Genomic DNA, 18151 nt, shown 5'->3' on the forward strand with positions numbered 1-18151 from the left:
AGCCTTCGCGCAATAAACGTGTTTTCTGCTAAGCATCCTCTGCTAAGCAAACGCGGATTTGTTGCTTGGTCCGGCGCGGTGCGCTGATTACGATAAGGACGTCCCTTCACCAGCCCTGAGGTGATACACCATGTCCGACAGTGCCTGTTTCAAGCCGCGTGTGATCGAACCGGTCGTCGTCAACCAGCCTGAAGGATTGGGTCTCGCGGTGGAGTTATGGCTCGCGCAACCCGTCGATGGAATCGCGGGGCGAGCGCTGCAGATTCATTTACGCAGCGACGCGAAAATGGCGCAAGCCGAGACGCTGCGCGATCTGCTGCACGCATTGGGCACGGAGATCGTCGTGGCGTGAGCATGCGCCCTGCCCTCGATGCACAGTCGGTCCGCATCGCCGGGGCCCATAAAAAACGGCGGCCGGGATTGCCCCGGACCGCCGTTTTCAAGCAGCGCCTAACTGCGCTTCTCGACGAGCCTCAAGACTCAAGGCTCGAGACGCAAATACCCTTCTTTCGACGGATCGCGCATCCGCAGCGCCACGAGGCCGGCAATCGCGCACAGCGCGGTGACGTACCAGTAGAACATCGACTCGTTGCCGACCGACTTCAGCCACAGCGCCACATACTCGGCCGAGCCGCCGAAGATCGCATTCGCCACCGCGTACGAGAGCCCCACGCCGAGCGCGCGCACTTCAGGCGGGAACATTTCCGCCTTGATCAGACCACTGATCGACGTGTAGAAACTGACGATCGCAAGCGCCACCACCACCAGACCGAAGGCCGCATACGGGCTCGTCACGTCCTTCAGCGCGTGCAGGAGCGGCACCGTGCCGATGGTCGCGAAGAAGCCGAAGAACAGCATGGAACGACGGCGGCCGATGCGGTCCGACAACGCGCCGAACGCCGGCTGTATCACCATGTAGACGAACAGCGCGGCGGTCATCACGTTGCTGGCCGTCTTCGCATGCATGCCGGCCGTGTTGACCAGGTACTTCTGCATGTAGGTGGTGAACGTGTAGAAAATCAGCGAGCCGCCGGCCGTGAAACCGAGCACCGTCATGAACGCGCCTTTGTGCAGCCACAGCCCGCGCAGCGTGCCGGCTTCCTTGCGTTGACGCGTTTCGGCGGTGGTGGTTTCGTCGAGCGATTTACGCAGATACAGCGCGACCAATGCCGCGACCGCACCGATGGCGAACGGCACGCGCCAGCCCCATGCCTTCAGCTCTTCGGTGGAAAGCGTTTGTTGCAGCACCACCAGCACCAGCAACGCGCACAACTGGCCGCCGATCAGCGTGACGTACTGGAACGACGCGAAGAAACCGCGCCGGCCCTTGAGCGCGACCTCACTCATATAGGTCGCGCTGGTGCCGTACTCGCCGCCCACCGATAAGCCCTGGAACAACCGCGCGACCAGCAGCAGCGCCGGCGCCAGCGCGCCGATCTGTGCGTACGTGGGCAGCAAGGCGATCACGAGGGAACCGCCGCACATCATGAACACCGACACCATCATGGCCGTGCGGCGGCCGTGCTTGTCGGCGAGGCGGCCGAAGAACCAGCCGCCGATCGGGCGCATCAGGAAGCCGGCGGCGAACACGCCCGCCGTATTGAGCAGCTGCGTGGTGGTATTGCCGCTGGGGAAGAACGCCGGCGCGAAGTACAGCGCGCAGAACGAATACACGTAAAAGTCGAACCACTCGACGAGATTGCCCGATGAAGCGCCAACGATCGCGAAGATGCGGCGCCGTGTGTCGTGAGCCGAGGCCACAGTTTGGTCGGTTAGGTCGGTCATGCTGTTCTCTTTCCTTGTCTTTGAACGGAGGTAGCGGTCGTGGCGCCGCCTTCATCACCCGCGAACCGACATGCCGCAGAGGCAGTCGGCGCGTGCGTGCGCGAATTTTACAGAATCGCAAGGAGAAGATGGGGGTTTGTTAGGGGGCGCCAGACGGGGGGCATGTCGATGTTGCGGCGCGGCAGCGCTGATGTCTTGTCCTGATTGCGACTGCGCGGCCAAGAAAAAAGCCAGCTCGAAAGCTGGCTTTTTTGTCATTGTATCGATCGCGTTGCGTCGCAACCCGCCGATCACACTCTCACCGCGGGCGGTACATAGCGGCACTCATAACGCTTGCGGACCGTGCCATTCTCATCGACGCTTTCCAGATACACGTCGAACTGCCATAGCCGCGCCATGTGCTTGAGCACTTCTTCGCTATCGCCCGACAGATGCCGGTTGTCGCTCATGAAGTGCCGCAGCGTCAAACTCCGGTCGCCGCGCGTGTTCACCGCCCACACCTGAATATTCGGCTCGCGGTGATGCATGTCGTACTGGCGCGACAACGCCTGACGCACGTACTGATAGCCGCTGTCGTCATGAATCGCCGAGACTTCGAGCGCGTCGCGCATGTCGTCGTCGAGCACGGAGAAGAGGCGCATCTCACGGATCAGATGCGGCGACAGATACTGCGCGACGAAACTCTCGTCCTTGAAGTTACGCATCGCGTAGTGCATGGCCGGCAGCCACGGACTGCCCGCCAGCTCCGGGAACCACTTGCGGTCCTCGTCCGTTGGCGCCTCGCAGATGCGGCGAATGTCGCTCATCATCGAAAAACCGAGCGCGTACGGATTGATGCCGCTGTAGTACGGTTTCGTGACCGGCGGCTGGTAGACCACATTGCTGTGCGAATGGAGAAACTCCATCATGAAGCCGTCTTCCAGCTTGCCCTGGTTGTACATGGTGTTGAGCAAGGTGTAATGCCAGAACGTCGCCCAGCCCTCGTTCATCACCTGGGTCTGCCGTTGCGGATAAAAATACTGGCCGACCTTGCGCACGATGCGGATCACTTCCCGCTCCCACGGCTCCAGCAGCGGCGCGTTCTTCTCCGCGAAATACAGCAGGTTTTCCTGCGGCTCCGGTGGATAGCGCTCCTCGATTTCCTCCGGCAACGGCGTATGCCGGGTCGGCAAGGTGCGCCACAGTTCATTGACCTGCGACTGCAGATACGCTTCGCGTTCGCGGCGCGCCGCAAACTCCTTTTCCAGCGACAACTTCTGCGGACGCTTGTAACGGTCCACGCCGTAGTTCATCAACGCGTGGCACGAATCGAGCAATTCCTCGACCCGGTCGAGCCCGAAACGCTCCTCGCACTCCGCGATGTAATTCTTCGCGTAGACCAGGTAGTCGATGATCGCGTGCGCATCCGTCCACAGCCGGAACAGATAGTTGCCCTTGAAGAACGAGTTGTGCCCATAGGCCGCGTGGGCGATGACGAGCGCCTGCATCGTCATCGTGTTCTCTTCCATCAGATACGCGATGCAGGGATTCGAATTGATGACGATCTCGTACGCCAGCCCCATCTGCCCGCGACGGTAGCTTTTTTCGGTGGAGAGAAAGTGTTTGCCGAACGACCAATGACGGTAGTTCACCGGCATGCCGACGGACGCGTACGCATCCATCATCTGTTCGGCGCTGATGAGTTCGAGCTGGATCGGATACACGTCGAGTTCATATTGCTCTGCAACACGGGCAATATGCGAGTCATACTCTTCGATCAATTCGAAGGTCCAGTCGGACGGGCACGGCAGAGGCCGTCTATCGGCTACGTTCATACGGACTTCCCTTTGCCCCTCAGTGGGCGTTCCGGTGTGTCCCCGTGCTGCAGCGGTGTCGACTGCTCCGGCTGCGGCGGCTCCCGTATCGTCCGCCTTCGCCTCGGCATGCCCCGACTGTTGCTGCTGCGGCACGCCTTTCCCGCGCTCCGGCTGGTAGCCGCGCGCTTCGTTGTGCAGGTGTTTTGTCATGAAGACGCCACCTGCTTCTCAAACAGCTCGCGAAATACCGGATAGATGTCGGCCGCGGTTTCGACCTTCTTCATCGCCATGTGCGGCTGGCTCAAGGCCAACTGCGCATATTCGAGCCACAGATTCTGCTCTTCCGGCGTCACCTGAATATACGCAAAATAGCGCACCTTCTCCAGAATGTCATCCGAGAGTATCTTGCGGCACTTCGGCGAGTCGTCGGTCCAGTTGTCGCCGTCCGACGCCTGAGCGCCGTAAATATTCCATTCAGTTGGCGAATAGCGCTCGTCCATTACCTTCTGCATCAGCTCCAGCGCGCTCGACACCACCGTGCCGCCGCTTTCGGTCGAGTGGAAGAACGTGTCTTCGTCGACCTCTTCAGCACGCGTATGGTGGCGGATGAACACCACTTCGATCTTCTCGTAGTTACGCTTGAGGAACAGATACAGCAGGATGAAGAAGCGCTTGGCGAGGTCCTTGCGCTGCTCGTCCATGGAGCCGGACACATCCATCAGACAGAACATGACCGCCTGGCTGGAAGGCGTGGGCTGCTTCACGCGATTCACGTAGCGCAGATCGAACGGATCGATGAACGGAATCCGCCAGATGCGCCCGCGCAAATGGTGAATCTCTTCTTCGAGCACTTTGATCTCTTCGCGACGATCGTCGGGATCGGCTTTCATCGTTTCCAGTTGCCGTTCCATCTCGTGCAACTGGTTGACGAGCGGCGCACCGAGCGCGATGCGGCGGCCGAGCGCGCTGCGCAACGAACGGACCACGTCGATGTTGTTCGGCGTGCCTTCCGCAGCCCAGCCCGCGCGGATGCTTTTCCACGTGGGCACGGCCATCAGATGGGTTTTGACGAGACGCGGCAGCTCGAGATCGTCGAAGAAATACTGCATGAATTCTTCGCGGCTCAGCTCGAACACGAAGTCGTCCTGGCCCTCGCCTTCGTTGCTGGCCTGGTTGCCCCCGCCTCCACCACCGCCGCCTTGCGGGCGCTGGATCTTGTCGCCACGGATGTAGTCGGAATTGCCCGGATGCACCATTTCCCGCTTGCCGCCGGGTCCATGCCGGAACGACGGTTCCGCAATGTCCTTGCGCGGGATGGTGATGCTCTGGGTGTTCTGAATGTCCTTGATGCTGCGATCGCGCACGGCTTCCGAAACGGCGCGACGAATATAGTTCTTAACGCGACGCAAAAAACGTTCGCGATTCGCAATGCTTTTGTTCTTGCCTGCTAACCTGCGGTCGATGATTTGATGAAGCACGCCCGGTCTCCCGTATCGATGGGCGTTCGCGCTTTAGCGCTTACGCCCATCCCATGCACCGCATGTCGATCAGAGTTGGCGCTTTAGCACTTACCCAGACCCCATGCAGCGGCACTAATTTCCGGTGCGCGAGACGCTTGCTGCTTAAGCCCACGCTATGTCCATGCAGCTTGCGCCTCGCAGGGTGCCCGCGCGGTCGGACCGCGCGGGCGGCACGCAATGCGCATCATGACGACTTGCGCACGCGCAGATACCAGTCACACAGCAAGCGCACCTGCTTCGGCGTATAGCCCTTCGTCACCATGCGATTGACGAAGTCTTCGTGCTTGCGTTGTTCCTCCGCCGAGCCCTTGGCGTTGAACGAGATCACCGGCAACAGCTCTTCCGTGTTCGAGAACATCTTCTTTTCGATCACGACGCGCAGCTTCTCGTAGCTGACCCAGGCGGGGTTCTTTCCGCCGTTGGCAGCACGCGCACGCAGCACGAAGTTCACGATCTCGTTGCGGAAGTCCTTCGGGTTGCTGATGCCCGCGGGTTTCTCGATCTTCTCCAGTTCGGCGTTCAGCGCCGCGCGATCGAAACTCTCGCCGGTGTCGTGATCGCGGAACTCCTGATCCTGAATCCAGAAGTCCGCGTACGTCACATAGCGATCGAAGATGTTCTGACCGTACTCGGAATACGACTCCAGATACGCGGTCTGAATTTCCTTGCCGATGAACTCCGCATAGCGCGAGGCGAGCACGTCCTTGATGAACGACAGATACTTCTGCTCGGTTTCTGGTGGGAACTGCTCGCGTTCGATCTGCTGTTCGAGCACGTACATCAGGTGCACCGGATTGGCCGCGACCTCGGTCGAGTCGAAGTTGAATACGCGCGACATGATCTTGAACGCGAAGCGGGTCGACACGCCGGTCATCCCTTCATCCACGCCCGCGAAATCGCGGTACTCCTGATACGACTTGGCCTTCGGATCGGTGTCCTTGAGATTTTCGCCGTCGTACACCTGCATCTTCGAGAACAGGCTCGAATTCTCCGGCTCCTGCAAACGCGTGAGCACCGACATCTGCGCCATCATCTTCAGCGTGCCCGGCGCGCACACCGCATTCGCCAGCGACGAATTACGCAGCAGCTTCTCGTAGATCTTGACCTCTTCACCGTAGCGCAGGCAGTACGGCACCTTCACCACGAAGATCCGGTCGAGCAGTGCTTCATTGTTGCGGTTGTTGCGGAACGCCTTCCATTCGGACTCGTTCGAGTGAGCCAGAATCACGCCGTCGAACGGGATCGCACCGAAGCCTTCCGTGCCCTTGAAGTTGCCTTCCTGGGTCGCAGTCAGGAGCGGGTGCAGGACCTTGATCGGCGCCTTGAACATTTCGACGAACTCGAGCAGGCCCTGATTCGCGAGACACAAGCCACCGGAGTAGCTGTATGCGTCCGCGTCGTCCTGTGCATACTGTTCGAGTTTGCGGATGTCGACCTTACCGACCAGCGACGAAATGTCCTGATTGTTTTCGTCGCCCGGCTCGGTTTTGGCTATACCGATCTGGCGAAGGATCGACGGATAGCGGCGCACCACGCGGAACTTGCGGATGTCACCGTTGAATTCGTGCAGGCGCTTGACCGCCCACGGGCTCAGAATGCTTTTCAGGTAGCGGCGTGGAATGCCGTATTGTTCTTCGAGAATCGGGCCGTCTTCCTCGTAATCGAACAGACCGAGGGGCGACTCGTTCACGGGCGAGCCCTTGATCGAGTAGAACGGCACGCGTTCCATAAGCTGCTTCAGACGTTCCGCAATCGACGATTTACCGCCGCCGACCGGGCCCAACAGATACAGAATCTGCTTCTTTTCTTCGAGCCCCTGGGCCGAGTGCCGGAAGTAGGCGACCACCTGCTCGATCACCTCCTCCATTCCGTAGAACTCACGGAATGCGGGGTATACCTTGATGACCTTGTTCGCGAAGATGCGCGACATGCGCGGATCGTTACGAGTGTCGATCTGTTCCGGCTCCCCGATCGCCGTCAACATGCGTTCGCCAGCCGTGGCGTACGCGGCGGGATTGTCTTTGCAGAGCGCGAGATACTCCTCGAGCGAGAGCTCATCTTCTCGCGTTTTCTCGAAGCGGGTCGCGAAACTGCTGTAGATATCCATGCTACCTCCTCGCCGAAGTCTAGACCGATGTCGTGCGCGGCGCGCTATTCGGAAACGACATCGCTCGAATTCATCCTAAACCCTTTTAAATTTTTTTTCACGAACTACGTTGCGAAAATCGCGCCGCATTCGCCTCCCAACATTCCTCACTTGGAAACAAAGTTTCGACCACCTACAATCTTGCACTCATATCGCAGCGATTGCAGTCATACGTCCCTGCCTTTTGCGCTGCCGCCTTGACGCCTCATCAGCACTCTACTGCAGTGCTGCTCAGTGTTCCTCTCTTACTGTCCTGCAATACTCTCTTGCGTAAGCCGTTACGTTCATCGAACGATCCCACTGCTGTACCGGACGGCATGTCTGCACACGCACACTTTGTTGCTGAAAAGCGCGGACGTCTGCCGGCTTTCTGTGTCCGTTACCTTTTTCCTCAACGCGCGACACAAGCGTTCGGTCTACACCGACACATGCCTGTTACATGTTCATGCGCGATTCACGCGCGGTTTCACACATAAGCAAAGTCCGTGCAGCTTCATGCGGTTCGTCAAGCCACGAACGTTTTTGTTCCGTCATTGGCGAGCGAGTCATGCATCGTCGTGAGCGACACGCAGGCATTAACCGCGTCGTGAGCATGGTTAGCCGCATGTATAACTGAATGACGACAACGCCATGCATCGCTCAATAGGTGTATACGGCAAAGCCGCCGGTACAGATGCGAGCAATGTAAAACGGCCACCCGCAGGCAGCCGTTTGAATGAAGCTTCGTAATACGCTGTTACAAGCGCGCGGCCTCTCAGGTCAGTTCAATCTCCACTTCCCCAAGGCCGTCGATGTGTCCGCGCACGATGCCCGCTTTATCCAGCCTGTGTGCGCCGACGTACGAACCGGTGGTGATAGTCCACTCCGGTTCGATGGTGATACCCATGGCGGCGCAATGGTTGACGAACCAGACCAGCAGTTCGCGCGGGTCGCCGGCCGGATTGCCGGTGGCTTCCGGCAGCAGCGAGGCGCCGTCGAAGCTCAGTTCCAGTTCGGGTGAAACGAAATCGAAGCCGCGCGCGAGACCCGCATAGGCGACCGGATGGCCCGTGATCAACGCGCCGTTGTTCTGCGCATCGGCCAGTTGCGCGAGCGGCGCGACATTCGGCCATTCGGCGAAGCGGCTATCGACGATCTCGATGGCCGGCAATACGACGCCGACCTTCGAGAGCACTTCGTCGCGCGCATAGGCCCGGCCGCGCGGTTCGATCGCCTCGGCGAAGCGGAAGGCGATTTCCAGCTCGACCAGCACGCGGAAGAAACCGTCATGCGCGACGCGTGCCGGCGAGCGCAGCACCAGCGAGGCCGGAATCGGCGCGCCCGCGGCGGCGCCGCCGGGCGCTTTGGCACCGATCTTCCAGGCGCCCGTCGAGTCGCCGAGACCTGCGATAACCGCTTGCTGGATCGCATACGCGGTCGCCGCATCGGGCGGCAGGCTGTCGGGTGCGGGCGCATCGATCGGGCGATGCTGCCGGCGTGCTTCGACGAGGCGGTTCGCGAGGTCGTATGGCGTCATGTCGGTCCTTTGTGGCTGGCGCATTGAGCGGTTGGTTGTGGCGTGCTGGTGGGTGGTGGCCGTGCTTTGGGGCATGCGTTGCTGCGGTCGAAGGCGGCGGAACCACGCTCGTGGGATAAGGGGCCGCGTCGGCGATTGCCGCACCATGGCGGATAGCGTCCCCAAGGGGAGTTGCTTCGGTGCGTCCGTCAATGTACCGGATCACGACGCTTGCCAGGGGACCGACTGCGGTCGCAAACGTTACTTAATGCGCACACCATAAAAAAAGACCGCGAATGCGTGCGCAATCGAGGTCTTTTTGAAGTGAGGCCGTCATCTTCTCGCGGCGCCTACCCATCTAATGGGATTGGCTGTGGCGCCGGGAATGAATGTTGCCACTGACTTCCGCTTAGAACGTTTCCCAATCCTGATCGCTGCCGGCGCTAGCGGTCGCTATCGCTTTAGCAGGCGCGCGTGGCGCTGCGGCAGCGGGCTGTGCCGTCGCGGCCGGCGCCTTCGTCGCGGCTGCGGCTTGCGCGGCGGGTTGCGCAGCACGAGCGTGCGCGACCTTGCGTGCGACCACCGTACGCGGCGGCGTCGCCGCGCGCTTCGGCGGCGCGCTCACGGGCGCCTTGTAACCGCCTTCTTCGAGTTGGAACACGGCTACCGCGGTACGCAGTTTGCCGGCCTGGTCTTCGAGCGACGACGCTGCCGCCGCCGCTTCTTCGACCAGTGCGGCGTTTTGCTGCGTGACTTCGTCCATCTGCGTGACGGCGCGCGCCACCTGATCGATACCGCTGCTCTGCTCTTCCGACGCCGCGGCGATTTCGCCCATGATGTCGGTCACGCGCTGCACCGCGCCGATGATCTCGGTCATGGTGCGGCCGGCTTCGTCGACCAACGCCGAGCCCGACTGCACGCGCTCCACCGAGGTGTCGATCAGTTCCTTGATTTCCTTCGCCGCCGCCGACGAGCGCTGCGCGAGGCTGCGCACTTCACCGGCCACGACCGCGAAACCGCGCCCTTCTTCGCCGGCTCGCGCCGCTTCCACGGCCGCATTCAAGGCGAGGATGTTGGTCTGGAACGCAATCCCTTCGATGATCGAAATAATGTCGGCGATCCTGGCCGAGCTTTGATTGATGTCGCCCATCGTGCCGACCACCTGGCCGACCACCGCGCTGCCCTTATTGGCGATCTCCGACGCATTGGCCGCCAGCGAGCTCGCCTGGCGGGCGTTGTCGGCGTTCTGCTTGACCGTGCCGGTCAGCTCTTCCATGCTCGACGCGGTTTCCTGCAGCGCGGAAGCCTGCTCTTCGGTGCGCGAGGACAGGTCGATATTGCCGGCCGCGATCTGGCGCGCAGCCGTCGCAATCGATTCGCTGCCGCTGCGCACGGTACGCACCGTTTCGGTGAGACTGTGCTGCATTTTGGCGATGCCTTCGAGCAACTGCCCCATTTCGTCGCGCGATGTCACGACGACCGGGCGGCGTAAATCGCCGGCCGAGATCGCGTCGAAATGTTCGAGGGCGGCATCGAGCGGCCGGGCGATCGCGCGGCTAAGCGTCAGGTACGAAATCGCCGCAGCCAGCACGCCGATCAGCAAGGCGCCCACGCTGACCATGCGGAACACATCGAAGCTGCCTTGCGCGGCGTCGTAGCCCTCTTTCGCCGAGGTGAACTGGTATTTGCGCAGCGCGTCGTCGGCATTGGCGAGGTCGTTGTAGGCCACTTGCAGACGCTTGGCGCCCTCGACCAGCTTGGGCGGTTCGTTCGCGACGACGATCGCCGCAAAGGTGTCCATCTGCTGATGCAGCGCGTCGCGTTTGGCGACGACGTCCTGCGCGAGGCGGTCTTCGTCCGGGTCGCGCGGCAGGTCCATGTACTGTTTCCACCACGTGTCGGAGGTGGCGCGCATGCCGCGCGCGCGCTCGAGCGTCGGCGTCGCTTCCGGCGTGCCGATCATGAACGCCGCACGGTCGAGCGCCAGCCGCTCACGCGCCGCGAACAGCTCGGCGTTGCCGATATTGACCGCGCTCGGCATGGCGTTGGTGAAGGTGTCCTTATAGGCGTCGTTCGAACGGCTCATGCCGAACAAACCGAAGACGCCGATGGCGACGAGCAGCGCGGCGAGAAAAGCCATCGTGAGGCCTATCCGCGCCTTGATCGTAATGCCTTTGTTCAACATGCTTGTTCCTGTGCTTTACAAAATGAGAGGCTGCGTACGCAGCGCGGTTTGGCGTGTGGCGTCTGCGTAATGGCGCTTTTTCGATACGTCGCTCTAATAGTCCTGTTTACGGCGTGCTGACCGCGTACTTGAAGGATTTATATGGTATGAGGAAAGGCGCTGTAAGCAACCGGAATAAATTACAAGATGCTGACAGGCGGCGGATTTGCGGGCCGGTGATGCGGAACGGGCGTGCCGGTGCCTGGAGATGGAAGTGAGAGACCGCACGACATTGCGACCGCTGGGAATGTGCTGACGGCGTCGCGCCACAGGTGTTGGATACCCGACGACAGCGAGCGCGCCGCACGGCTGAATTTGATCGTCTGCGTTCTTGCTGCGACGAGAGCAAGCGTTGCACCACAACGCTATTGAGCGTTAGGACATGCGCGCGATTTCAGCGCCCCGCTCGACAACGCCTGCCAGATCTGAAGAAATGTTCAACGCCGCTGCGGGCGAGAATCGAAGGCTACGTGTTACGCCAAGCAAATCGCCCGATGACGCGCGCGGCCGCGCCGCTAGCAGCAAATGCGCTTATGTATCAGCGCATCGAATCCGATCACGCCGCCAGATCGCGCTTGGCCGCGCCGGCCCATGTCGCGGTGGACTCGCGCACGATCAGCCGCGGCGACACCACGCGCCGACGCCCCGGCGCGCGCGGCGTGCCCGACGACGTGCCGGCAATCCGTTCGATCAGCGTCTGCGCAGCCATATCGCCGAGCGCGCGCACTGACTGCCCGACGGTCGAGAGCGCCGGATACGTGAAACGCCCCAGCTCGATATCGTCGAAACCGATGATCGAGCAGTCGCGCGGCACGCTGATATTGCGTTCCGCGGCGGCGCGCAATGCGCCGATGCCCATCATGTCGTTGCCGGCAAAAATCGCCGACGGTTTGACCGTGTCGAACAGTTGCGCGGCCGCACGGTGGCCGCCGGTGCCCGAAAAATCGCTTTCCACGATCGCATCGGGCGGAATCTCGATGCCGCGCTCCGTCATCGCGCGGATAAAGCCGTGCACGCGCATCGCGCTGACCGCCGTCTGAACCGGCCCGGTGATGCAGCCGATCCGCACGTGCCCCAGTTCGAGCAGATGCCGGGTCGCGAGATATGCGCCCTTCTCGTGATCGATCTGCACCAGATCCGCGTTCAGCCCTTCGATATTGCGATCCAGAATGACCAGCGGCTCGTGCGAGTCAGCGAGCGTTTGCGCGAGCACGGCGTCGTCGCCAGCGGAAGCGACGATCAGGCCGTCGATCCGCTTTTCCTGCAGCACGCGCAGATAGTTACGCTGCTTGGCCGGATCGTCGTCGGAATTGCAGAAAAACACGCAGTAGCCGTTACGCGAGCAACCGTCCTCGATGCCGCGCGCCAGTTCCGCGAAATACGGGTTCGTGGTGTTGGGCACGACCAGCCCGATCGTCGCGGTCGCCCGTGCCTTCAGTGAGCGGGCCACCGCCGACGGAACATAGTGGAGCTGACGGATCGCGTGTTCGACCTTCGCGCGCACGTCCGCCGACACCGGCCGCGAGTTGTTCACCACGTGCGATACCGTCGTGAACGACACGCCTGCCACAGCCGCTACATCCTTGATCGTCGCCATAACCTGTTGCTCTCCCGCCAGTTTTACCCGCCGGCCGCGCCATCTGGCGACCCACCGGACGTCTTCATCGAAGACAGACCAAACCCATGAATTCTTACGCTTTACCGCTCATGACGCCGCAACCGCCCTGGTTGCGTTACTCTGCCGGCTTGTGGTGCCGGCCACCGGTCAGGCGCGCTTGCGGCGGCTGCGATACGTATCCAGCACCACCGCCACCACGATCACCCCGCCGGTGATCATGCGCTTGGTCGGCTCGTTCGCGCCAATCTGCGCGAGGCCGGCCGCCAGCACTGAAATGATCAATACGCCGAAAAAGGTACTGATCACCGAGCCGCGCCCGCCCATCAGGCTGGTGCCGCCTATCACCACGGCCGCGATCACCTGCAGTTCCAGGCCGACACCCGCGTTCGGATCGGCCGCTTCCAGACGCGATATCTGGAACAGCGCGGCCAGCCCCGAGAGAGCGCCCATCAGCGCGAACACGATGACCTTGTACGGACGCGGATTGACGCCCGCGAGCCGCACCGCTTCCTCGTTGGTGCCAATGCCGACCAGATAGCGGCCGAACACCGTGCGCGTGAGCACCAGCTGCGCGATCACCATCACCGCCACCGCGATCAGGAACGCCGGCGAGATGCCGACCGCGATCGGGTTCGACAGGAAGTCGAACGCGTCGCCGATATAGGCGGTGCGCGAATTCGTCATCTGATACGCCATGCCGCGCGCCGCTTCGAGCACGCCGAGCGAGACGATGAACGACGGAATCCGCCAGCCCACCGTCACCGCGCCGGTAATGGTGCCGGTCAGCGCCGCCGCGGCGACGCCGAGCAGCGCCGACGGCAACGGCCCCCAGCCCCACTTCAGCGCGGCCACGCTCACCACCGACGCGCCCAGCGCCAGCACCGATCCCACCGACAGATCGATCCCGGCGATGATCAGGACGAAGGTCATCCCGACCGACATCACCACCAGATCGGGAATCTGATTGGCGATCGTGCTGAACGTGTCGTACGTCAAAAAGTGCGAACTCAGCAGCGAGAACAGCACGATCATCGCCAGCAACGCGCCGGCGAGCCCGAGATAATTCGAAAAGCCCAGCCGCGTGCCGGCCGGTTTGCCGCCCGCGAGCGGCGCCGACGGATCGGCCGGCGGCGCGACTGTGCCAGTGCCGCTACCCGTTCCCGGCTTGTCGCCCGATGCTTCCCGCAACGGTTGATCGTTCATGACAGACTCCCTGCTTCGCTGGCGTCGGGGGCGGCGTGCAGCAACGCTTCGCGGCTGCGGTAGCCGGCGAAAGCCGCGGCCAGCAACGCATCCTGCGACCAGTTATCGCGCTCGAACACACCCGTCATGCTGCCCGCGGACATCACGCCGATCCGGTCGCAGATCAGCATGAGCTCACGCAGGTCGCTCGACACCACGACGAGCGCGCGCCCTTCACGGGCCAGCGCACCCATCAGGCCATAAATATCGAACTTCGCGCCGACGTCGATGCCGCGCGTAGGTTCGTCGAATAACAGCACGCGGCAGTCGCGCGCCAGCCAGCGGCCGATCACGACCTTCTGCTGGTTGCCGCCCGACAGCTCGCCGACAATCTGCCCCGGCCCGGACGTGCGGATCCGCATCGCCGCGATCTGCGTCTGCGCGAGCGCATTCTCCCGCTTCGCATCGACGATGCCGTGCCGCGCCACGCTGCCGATATTGCCAAGCGACACATTGGCCGCGATCGGCTGCGGCAGCAACAGGCCTTCGCCTTTACGGTCCTCGGTGATCAGCGCGATGCCCGCGCGCACCGCGTCCGAGGGCGACGCGATCTGTACCGGCGTGGGCGGCGCGCCCGGCGTTTGCGCCAGCGACACGGTGCCGCCGTCCTTCGGATCGGCGCCGTAAATCAGCCGCATCAACTCCGTGCGGCCCGCGCCGATCAGGCCGCTGATGCCGAAAATCTCGCCCGCGCGCACTTCGAACGACACCTCGCGCACCACCTTGCCGCGCGTGAGGCGGTCCACTTTCAACAGCGGCGCGCCGATGTTGCGCACGCCCAGATCGATCCGCTCGCCGAGCTCCCGGCCGACCATCCATGTGACGATTTCGTCGCTGGTCAGGTTGGCCATCGCGTCGACATGCACCAGCCGCCCGTCGCGCAGGACCGCTATCTGCTCGGCCACCCGCGCGAGCTCCTCGAGCCGGTGCGAGATGTAGACGAGCGCCACGCCGCGCGCCTTCAGCCGGTCGATCTGTTCGAACAGCAGATCGACTTCGCGCGCGGTCAGCATCGCGGTCGGCTCGTCGAGGATCAGCACGCGGCAGTCGTCGATCAGATTGCGGGCGATTTCCACCATCTGCTGATGGCCGATGCCGAGCTCGCCGACCAGCGTGTCCGGATCGATCGCGTCGAGGCCGACCTGCGCCATGGCGTGACGCGCATCCTCGCGCAGCTTGCGCCGGTCGATCCAGCCGAAGCTGAACGCGCCGATCCGCGGCAAGCGGTTCAGGAACAGATTTTCGGCCACCGACAAGGTCGGCAGCAGATTCAGCTCCTGCATCACCATGCGCACGCCGAGCGCCTCGGCTTCGGTGCGGCTCGCCGGCGCATAAGGCGCGCCGCCGAGCTGCATCGTGCCGGTGGTCGGGTCGACCAGGCCGCCGATGATTTTGGACAGCGTACTCTTGCCTGCGCCATTCTCGCCCGTCAGCGCCAATACCTCGCCGGCGCGCAGCGACAGCGAAATGTCGGCGAGCACCGGTTCGGCGTAGGTCTTGCCGATGCCGCTGACAGACAGGACGGCAGGCACGGCGTCGTGATCGGTTGAGTCCATCGCAATCCTGGTTCCGTGGCGCCGGGCCGTGGCCTCATGCGATTCGCTCGCTTGAAGTTGCGGCCCGTGCGCCCCGTGTCATGCCGGCCCAATGCGCGGAATGCGCAGGCGCTAAAAGCCACGCACCCTCCCGTCGCGCGGCACCGTCATGACGCTTACCTCTGGAATTAACGGCGGCGCGGCAGGTTTCTTGAGCGTTTATTGAATACACGCGGGTTTGCGAGCGTATGTCATGCATTGAGCACGAAACGACGCCGGCGCAAAACCGCGTACCCGACTTACCCCGGGACTGACCGGGCGATGCTTACTTCGTGACCAGATCGCACGGCGTTTCCACCACGCCGGACAGATCCGCCTGCTTCTTGTGTTCGCTGAGCGCCTTCAGCGCGGTGTCGATGCCGAACACGGCCTGCTTGGCGGCGTACTGATCCGCCGTGGCGAGCACGCGGCCGTCCTTGAGCATCGGCTTGATCGCGTTGATGTTGTCGTAGCCGACCACCAACACCTTGCCCTGCTTGCCTGCCGCGCGCACGGCCGAGACCGCGCCGATCGCCATGTTGTCGTTGCCGGCGAGGAGCGCCTTCAGATTCGGGTATTCGTTGAGCATGGCCGACGCCACCGCGTTGCCCTTGTCGATCTCCCATTCACCCGATTGCACCGAAACGACCTTGGCGCCCACCTTCTGCATCGCGTCCTTGAAGCCCGCGGTGCGCTGTTGCGCGTTGGTGGTGGTCGAAACGCCTTCGATGATGCCGACCTCGTCGCCCGCCTTGAGCTTCTTCGCCAGGTAGTCGCCGACCTTCTGCGCGCCCTTGCGGTTATCCGGTCCGACGAACGGCACATTCAGGTCCTTCGACTTGAGCACGTCCGGGTCGAGCCGGTTGTCGATGTTCACGACGATGATGCCCGCGTCCACCGCCTTCTTGACGACCGGCACCAGCGCTTTCGAATCGGCCGGCGCGAGCACGATCGCGTCGACCTTGGAGACGATCATCTGTTCGACGATGCGGATCTGGTTCGCGGTATCAGTCTCGTCCTTGATGCCGTTGGTGATCAGGTCGAACTGCGACGGGTTGTGCTTCTGATAGTCCTTCGCGCCGGTCTCCATGGTCAGGAAAAACTCGTTGGCGAGCGACTTCATCACCAGCGCGACCTTCGGCTTATGAGCGGGCGCGCTCTGCGCGTACGCGGAGGAAAACGGCAAGGCGGCGGTAGCGGTGGCGAGGACGGCGGCCACCAGGATGCGGCGGCGAATGCGTTGGCTCATGCATATCTCCAGGGTCTGTCAGGCTCGCAACGGAGCCTTATTTTTAATTAGTGCGCAAACGTTTGCGAGGCCCATTCTCAGCGCAGTCCATTCCGATTGTCAACGATGCGCGGTGTTGCAGTGCATCGGCGCGCGGCGATGCGCCGGCGTGCTGTGCGCCCGGTCGAATCGGAGCGGCGCGCTGTTGTAGCGGGCCGGCAGGCGGCGTGTGGCAAAGGGTTCCTCGCTTGGTCCGTGCGTAGCAGATTTGCCGCCGGCTGCAAGATCAACGGCCGGCGGGCCGCCTATGCTGGACTTTTATTGCGCGCGGTGCAAGCGTGGAGAACGCCGGACGGCCAGCGGGTGGGTTTGCTGCGGGGGCGCTGTTGCTCAGTCCGGCCAGTTTGAGCGGATGGATGGCGGCGCCGACGGACGCCGCCCTGCCCGCTCATCAAAGCCAGCCGACCTTGCGGAAGCGCCAGTACAGCACCAGGTCGACGGTCAGCATCACCGCGAGACAGATCGGATAGCCGTACTTGTAGTGCAGCTCGGGGATGGTCTGGAAGTTCATCCCGTAGATGCCGGCGATCATGGTCGGCACCGCGAACAGCGCCGCGAACGAGCCGAGCCGTTTGGTCACCTCGCTCTCGGCCAGCGAAATCATGCCGAGATTCACCTGCACGGCGGTGACGACCATTTCGCGCCGCCCGTCGATGATCCTGACGATCCGCTCGAGGTGGTCGTAGACATCGCGGAAGTACGCCTGCATGCCCCCGCAGACGCTCGGAATCCGGCCGCCCGTCAGTTTGCTGATTGCTTCCTGCAATGGCGCGATATGGTGCTGCAGAATCACGAGGCGCCGTTTCAACGAATACAGATCCTGGATGATCGCGCGCGACGCCGCCGAATTGTTGCGGTCGAAAATGCGGTCTTCGAGCGCTTCGATCTCGGTGTTCAACGCCTCGATGATCGGGAAGTAACGATCGACGATATCGTCGGCGAGCGCATACAGCACGAACGCCGCGCCTTCCTTGAGCAGTTGCGGCTCGCGCTCGCAGCGGGCGCGCACGTTCTGAAAGCCGATGCGCGTGCCGCGCCGCACCGACAGCACATAGTTGCTTCCCACGAACACGTCGACTTCGCCGATCAGCAGTTCGCCCTCTTCGTCCATTTCCACCGTGTGCATCACGGCGAACAGCGACTCGCCGTACTCCTCGATCTTGGGACGCTGATGGCCGTTCTGCGCATCTTCGATCGCGAGTTCATGCAGGCCGAACTCGTGTTTCATCACGGCCAGCTCGCCCGGGCCCGGGTCCTTTAGCGCCACCCAGACAAAACACTCGGGCCGCGCCACGTAGTCGCTGATGCTATCGATGTCGATGTCTGCCAGCTTCCGGCCGTCCTGATAGGCGGCGCAATTGATCAGCATGTTTGGATTACCTTGAAAACGGAACAGAGCGGCCCGACGCTTACGAAACGTAAGCCTGGCGGCGCATCTGCAGGAACGGATTGGCGTTAGCCGC

At 62.4% G+C, this 18151-nt stretch carries 12 protein-coding genes; 1 reads left to right on the forward strand and 11 read right to left on the reverse strand.

Annotated features, from left to right (window positions below):
• Nucleotides 1–130: 130 nt before the first annotated feature.
• Nucleotides 131–352 carry a hypothetical protein gene (locus tag P0D73_RS07200; RefSeq protein WP_012433250.1) on the forward strand — a complete coding sequence of 74 codons (222 nt, stop codon included), beginning with the start codon at nucleotides 131–133 and terminating at the stop codon, nucleotides 350–352.
• A gap of 128 nt (nucleotides 353–480) precedes the next feature.
• Here the strand turns inward: P0D73_RS07200 and P0D73_RS07205 are convergent, their stop codons facing one another.
• The 11 genes from P0D73_RS07205 to corA all read right to left on the reverse strand — a co-directional run bounded on the left by P0D73_RS07205 (nucleotide 481) and on the right by corA (nucleotide 18057).
• Nucleotides 481–1785: an MFS family transporter gene (locus P0D73_RS07205; RefSeq protein ID WP_132374243.1), complete on the reverse strand. Its 1305-nt coding sequence runs from the start codon at nucleotides 1783–1785 to the stop codon at nucleotides 481–483.
• Between the two features lie 290 nt (nucleotides 1786–2075).
• Nucleotides 2076–3791, reverse strand: coding sequence for a SpoVR family protein (locus P0D73_RS07210; protein WP_207915627.1), 1716 nt, complete (start codon nucleotides 3789–3791; stop codon nucleotides 2076–2078).
• On the reverse strand, nucleotides 3788–5059 hold the full coding sequence (locus P0D73_RS07215) for a YeaH/YhbH family protein (RefSeq protein WP_132374242.1): 1272 nt from the start codon (nucleotides 5057–5059) through the stop codon (nucleotides 3788–3790). The genes P0D73_RS07210 and P0D73_RS07215 overlap by 4 nt, the downstream gene beginning before the upstream one ends.
• Before the next feature lie 226 nt (nucleotides 5060–5285).
• A complete protein-coding gene (locus tag P0D73_RS07220) occupies nucleotides 5286–7208 on the reverse strand; it encodes a PrkA family serine protein kinase (RefSeq protein ID WP_132374241.1) in 1923 nt (640 codons plus the stop codon).
• Nucleotides 7209–8001: 793 nt separating this feature from the next.
• A complete protein-coding gene (locus P0D73_RS07225) occupies nucleotides 8002–8763 on the reverse strand; it encodes a hydratase (protein ID WP_132374239.1) in 762 nt (253 codons plus the stop codon).
• 388 nt (nucleotides 8764–9151) lie between these two features.
• A complete protein-coding gene (locus tag P0D73_RS07230; RefSeq protein ID WP_408430575.1) occupies nucleotides 9152–10927 on the reverse strand; it encodes a methyl-accepting chemotaxis protein in 1776 nt (591 codons plus the stop codon).
• Between the two features lie 595 nt (nucleotides 10928–11522).
• A complete protein-coding gene (locus P0D73_RS07235; RefSeq protein ID WP_408180754.1) occupies nucleotides 11523–12563 on the reverse strand; it encodes a LacI family DNA-binding transcriptional regulator in 1041 nt (346 codons plus the stop codon).
• 168 nt (nucleotides 12564–12731) lie between these two features.
• On the reverse strand, nucleotides 12732–13787 hold the full coding sequence (locus tag P0D73_RS07240) for an ABC transporter permease (protein WP_408430577.1): 1056 nt from the start codon (nucleotides 13785–13787) through the stop codon (nucleotides 12732–12734).
• Nucleotides 13784–15382 carry a sugar ABC transporter ATP-binding protein gene (locus P0D73_RS07245; protein ID WP_408430580.1) on the reverse strand — a complete coding sequence of 533 codons (1599 nt, stop codon included), beginning with the start codon at nucleotides 15380–15382 and terminating at the stop codon, nucleotides 13784–13786. The genes P0D73_RS07240 and P0D73_RS07245 overlap by 4 nt, the downstream gene beginning before the upstream one ends.
• Nucleotides 15383–15686: 304 nt before the next feature.
• Nucleotides 15687–16649: a sugar ABC transporter substrate-binding protein gene (locus P0D73_RS07250; RefSeq protein WP_408180756.1), complete on the reverse strand. Its 963-nt coding sequence runs from the start codon at nucleotides 16647–16649 to the stop codon at nucleotides 15687–15689.
• Nucleotides 16650–17079: 430 nt separating this feature from the next.
• Nucleotides 17080–18057 (reverse strand): magnesium/cobalt transporter CorA, encoded by a 978-nt coding sequence (gene corA / locus P0D73_RS07255; RefSeq protein WP_132374233.1) that lies wholly within the window; start codon nucleotides 18055–18057, stop codon nucleotides 17080–17082.
• Nucleotides 18058–18151: the final 94 nt, after the last annotated feature.

Origin of the sequence: Paraburkholderia sp. RL18-101-BIB-B, assembly GCF_046026985.1 — a bacterium.
In the GTDB taxonomy this organism is placed as follows: domain Bacteria; phylum Pseudomonadota; class Gammaproteobacteria; order Burkholderiales; family Burkholderiaceae; genus Paraburkholderia.

Coding starts and splice junctions, on each gene's coding strand:
- P0D73_RS07210 (WP_207915627.1), bottom strand. CDS start 3,791: ATGACAAAACACCTGCACAACGAAGCGCGCGGCTACCAGCCGGAGCGC.
- P0D73_RS07245 (WP_408430580.1), bottom strand. CDS start 15,382: ATGGACTCAACCGATCACGACGCCGTGCCTGCCGTCCTGTCTGTCAGC.
- P0D73_RS07225 (WP_132374239.1), bottom strand. CDS start 8,763: ATGACGCCATACGACCTCGCGAACCGCCTCGTCGAAGCACGCCGGCAG.
- P0D73_RS07200 (WP_012433250.1), top strand. CDS start 131: ATGTCCGACAGTGCCTGTTTCAAGCCGCGTGTGATCGAACCGGTCGTC.
- corA (WP_132374233.1), bottom strand. CDS start 18,057: ATGCTGATCAATTGCGCCGCCTATCAGGACGGCCGGAAGCTGGCAGAC.
- P0D73_RS07205 (WP_132374243.1), bottom strand. CDS start 1,785: ATGACCGACCTAACCGACCAAACTGTGGCCTCGGCTCACGACACACGG.
- P0D73_RS07220 (WP_132374241.1), bottom strand. CDS start 7,208: ATGGATATCTACAGCAGTTTCGCGACCCGCTTCGAGAAAACGCGAGAA.
- P0D73_RS07250 (WP_408180756.1), bottom strand. CDS start 16,649: ATGAGCCAACGCATTCGCCGCCGCATCCTGGTGGCCGCCGTCCTCGCC.
- P0D73_RS07235 (WP_408180754.1), bottom strand. CDS start 12,563: ATGGCGACGATCAAGGATGTAGCGGCTGTGGCAGGCGTGTCGTTCACG.
- P0D73_RS07230 (WP_408430575.1), bottom strand. CDS start 10,927: ATGTTGAACAAAGGCATTACGATCAAGGCGCGGATAGGCCTCACGATG.
- P0D73_RS07240 (WP_408430577.1), bottom strand. CDS start 13,787: ATGAACGATCAACCGTTGCGGGAAGCATCGGGCGACAAGCCGGGAACG.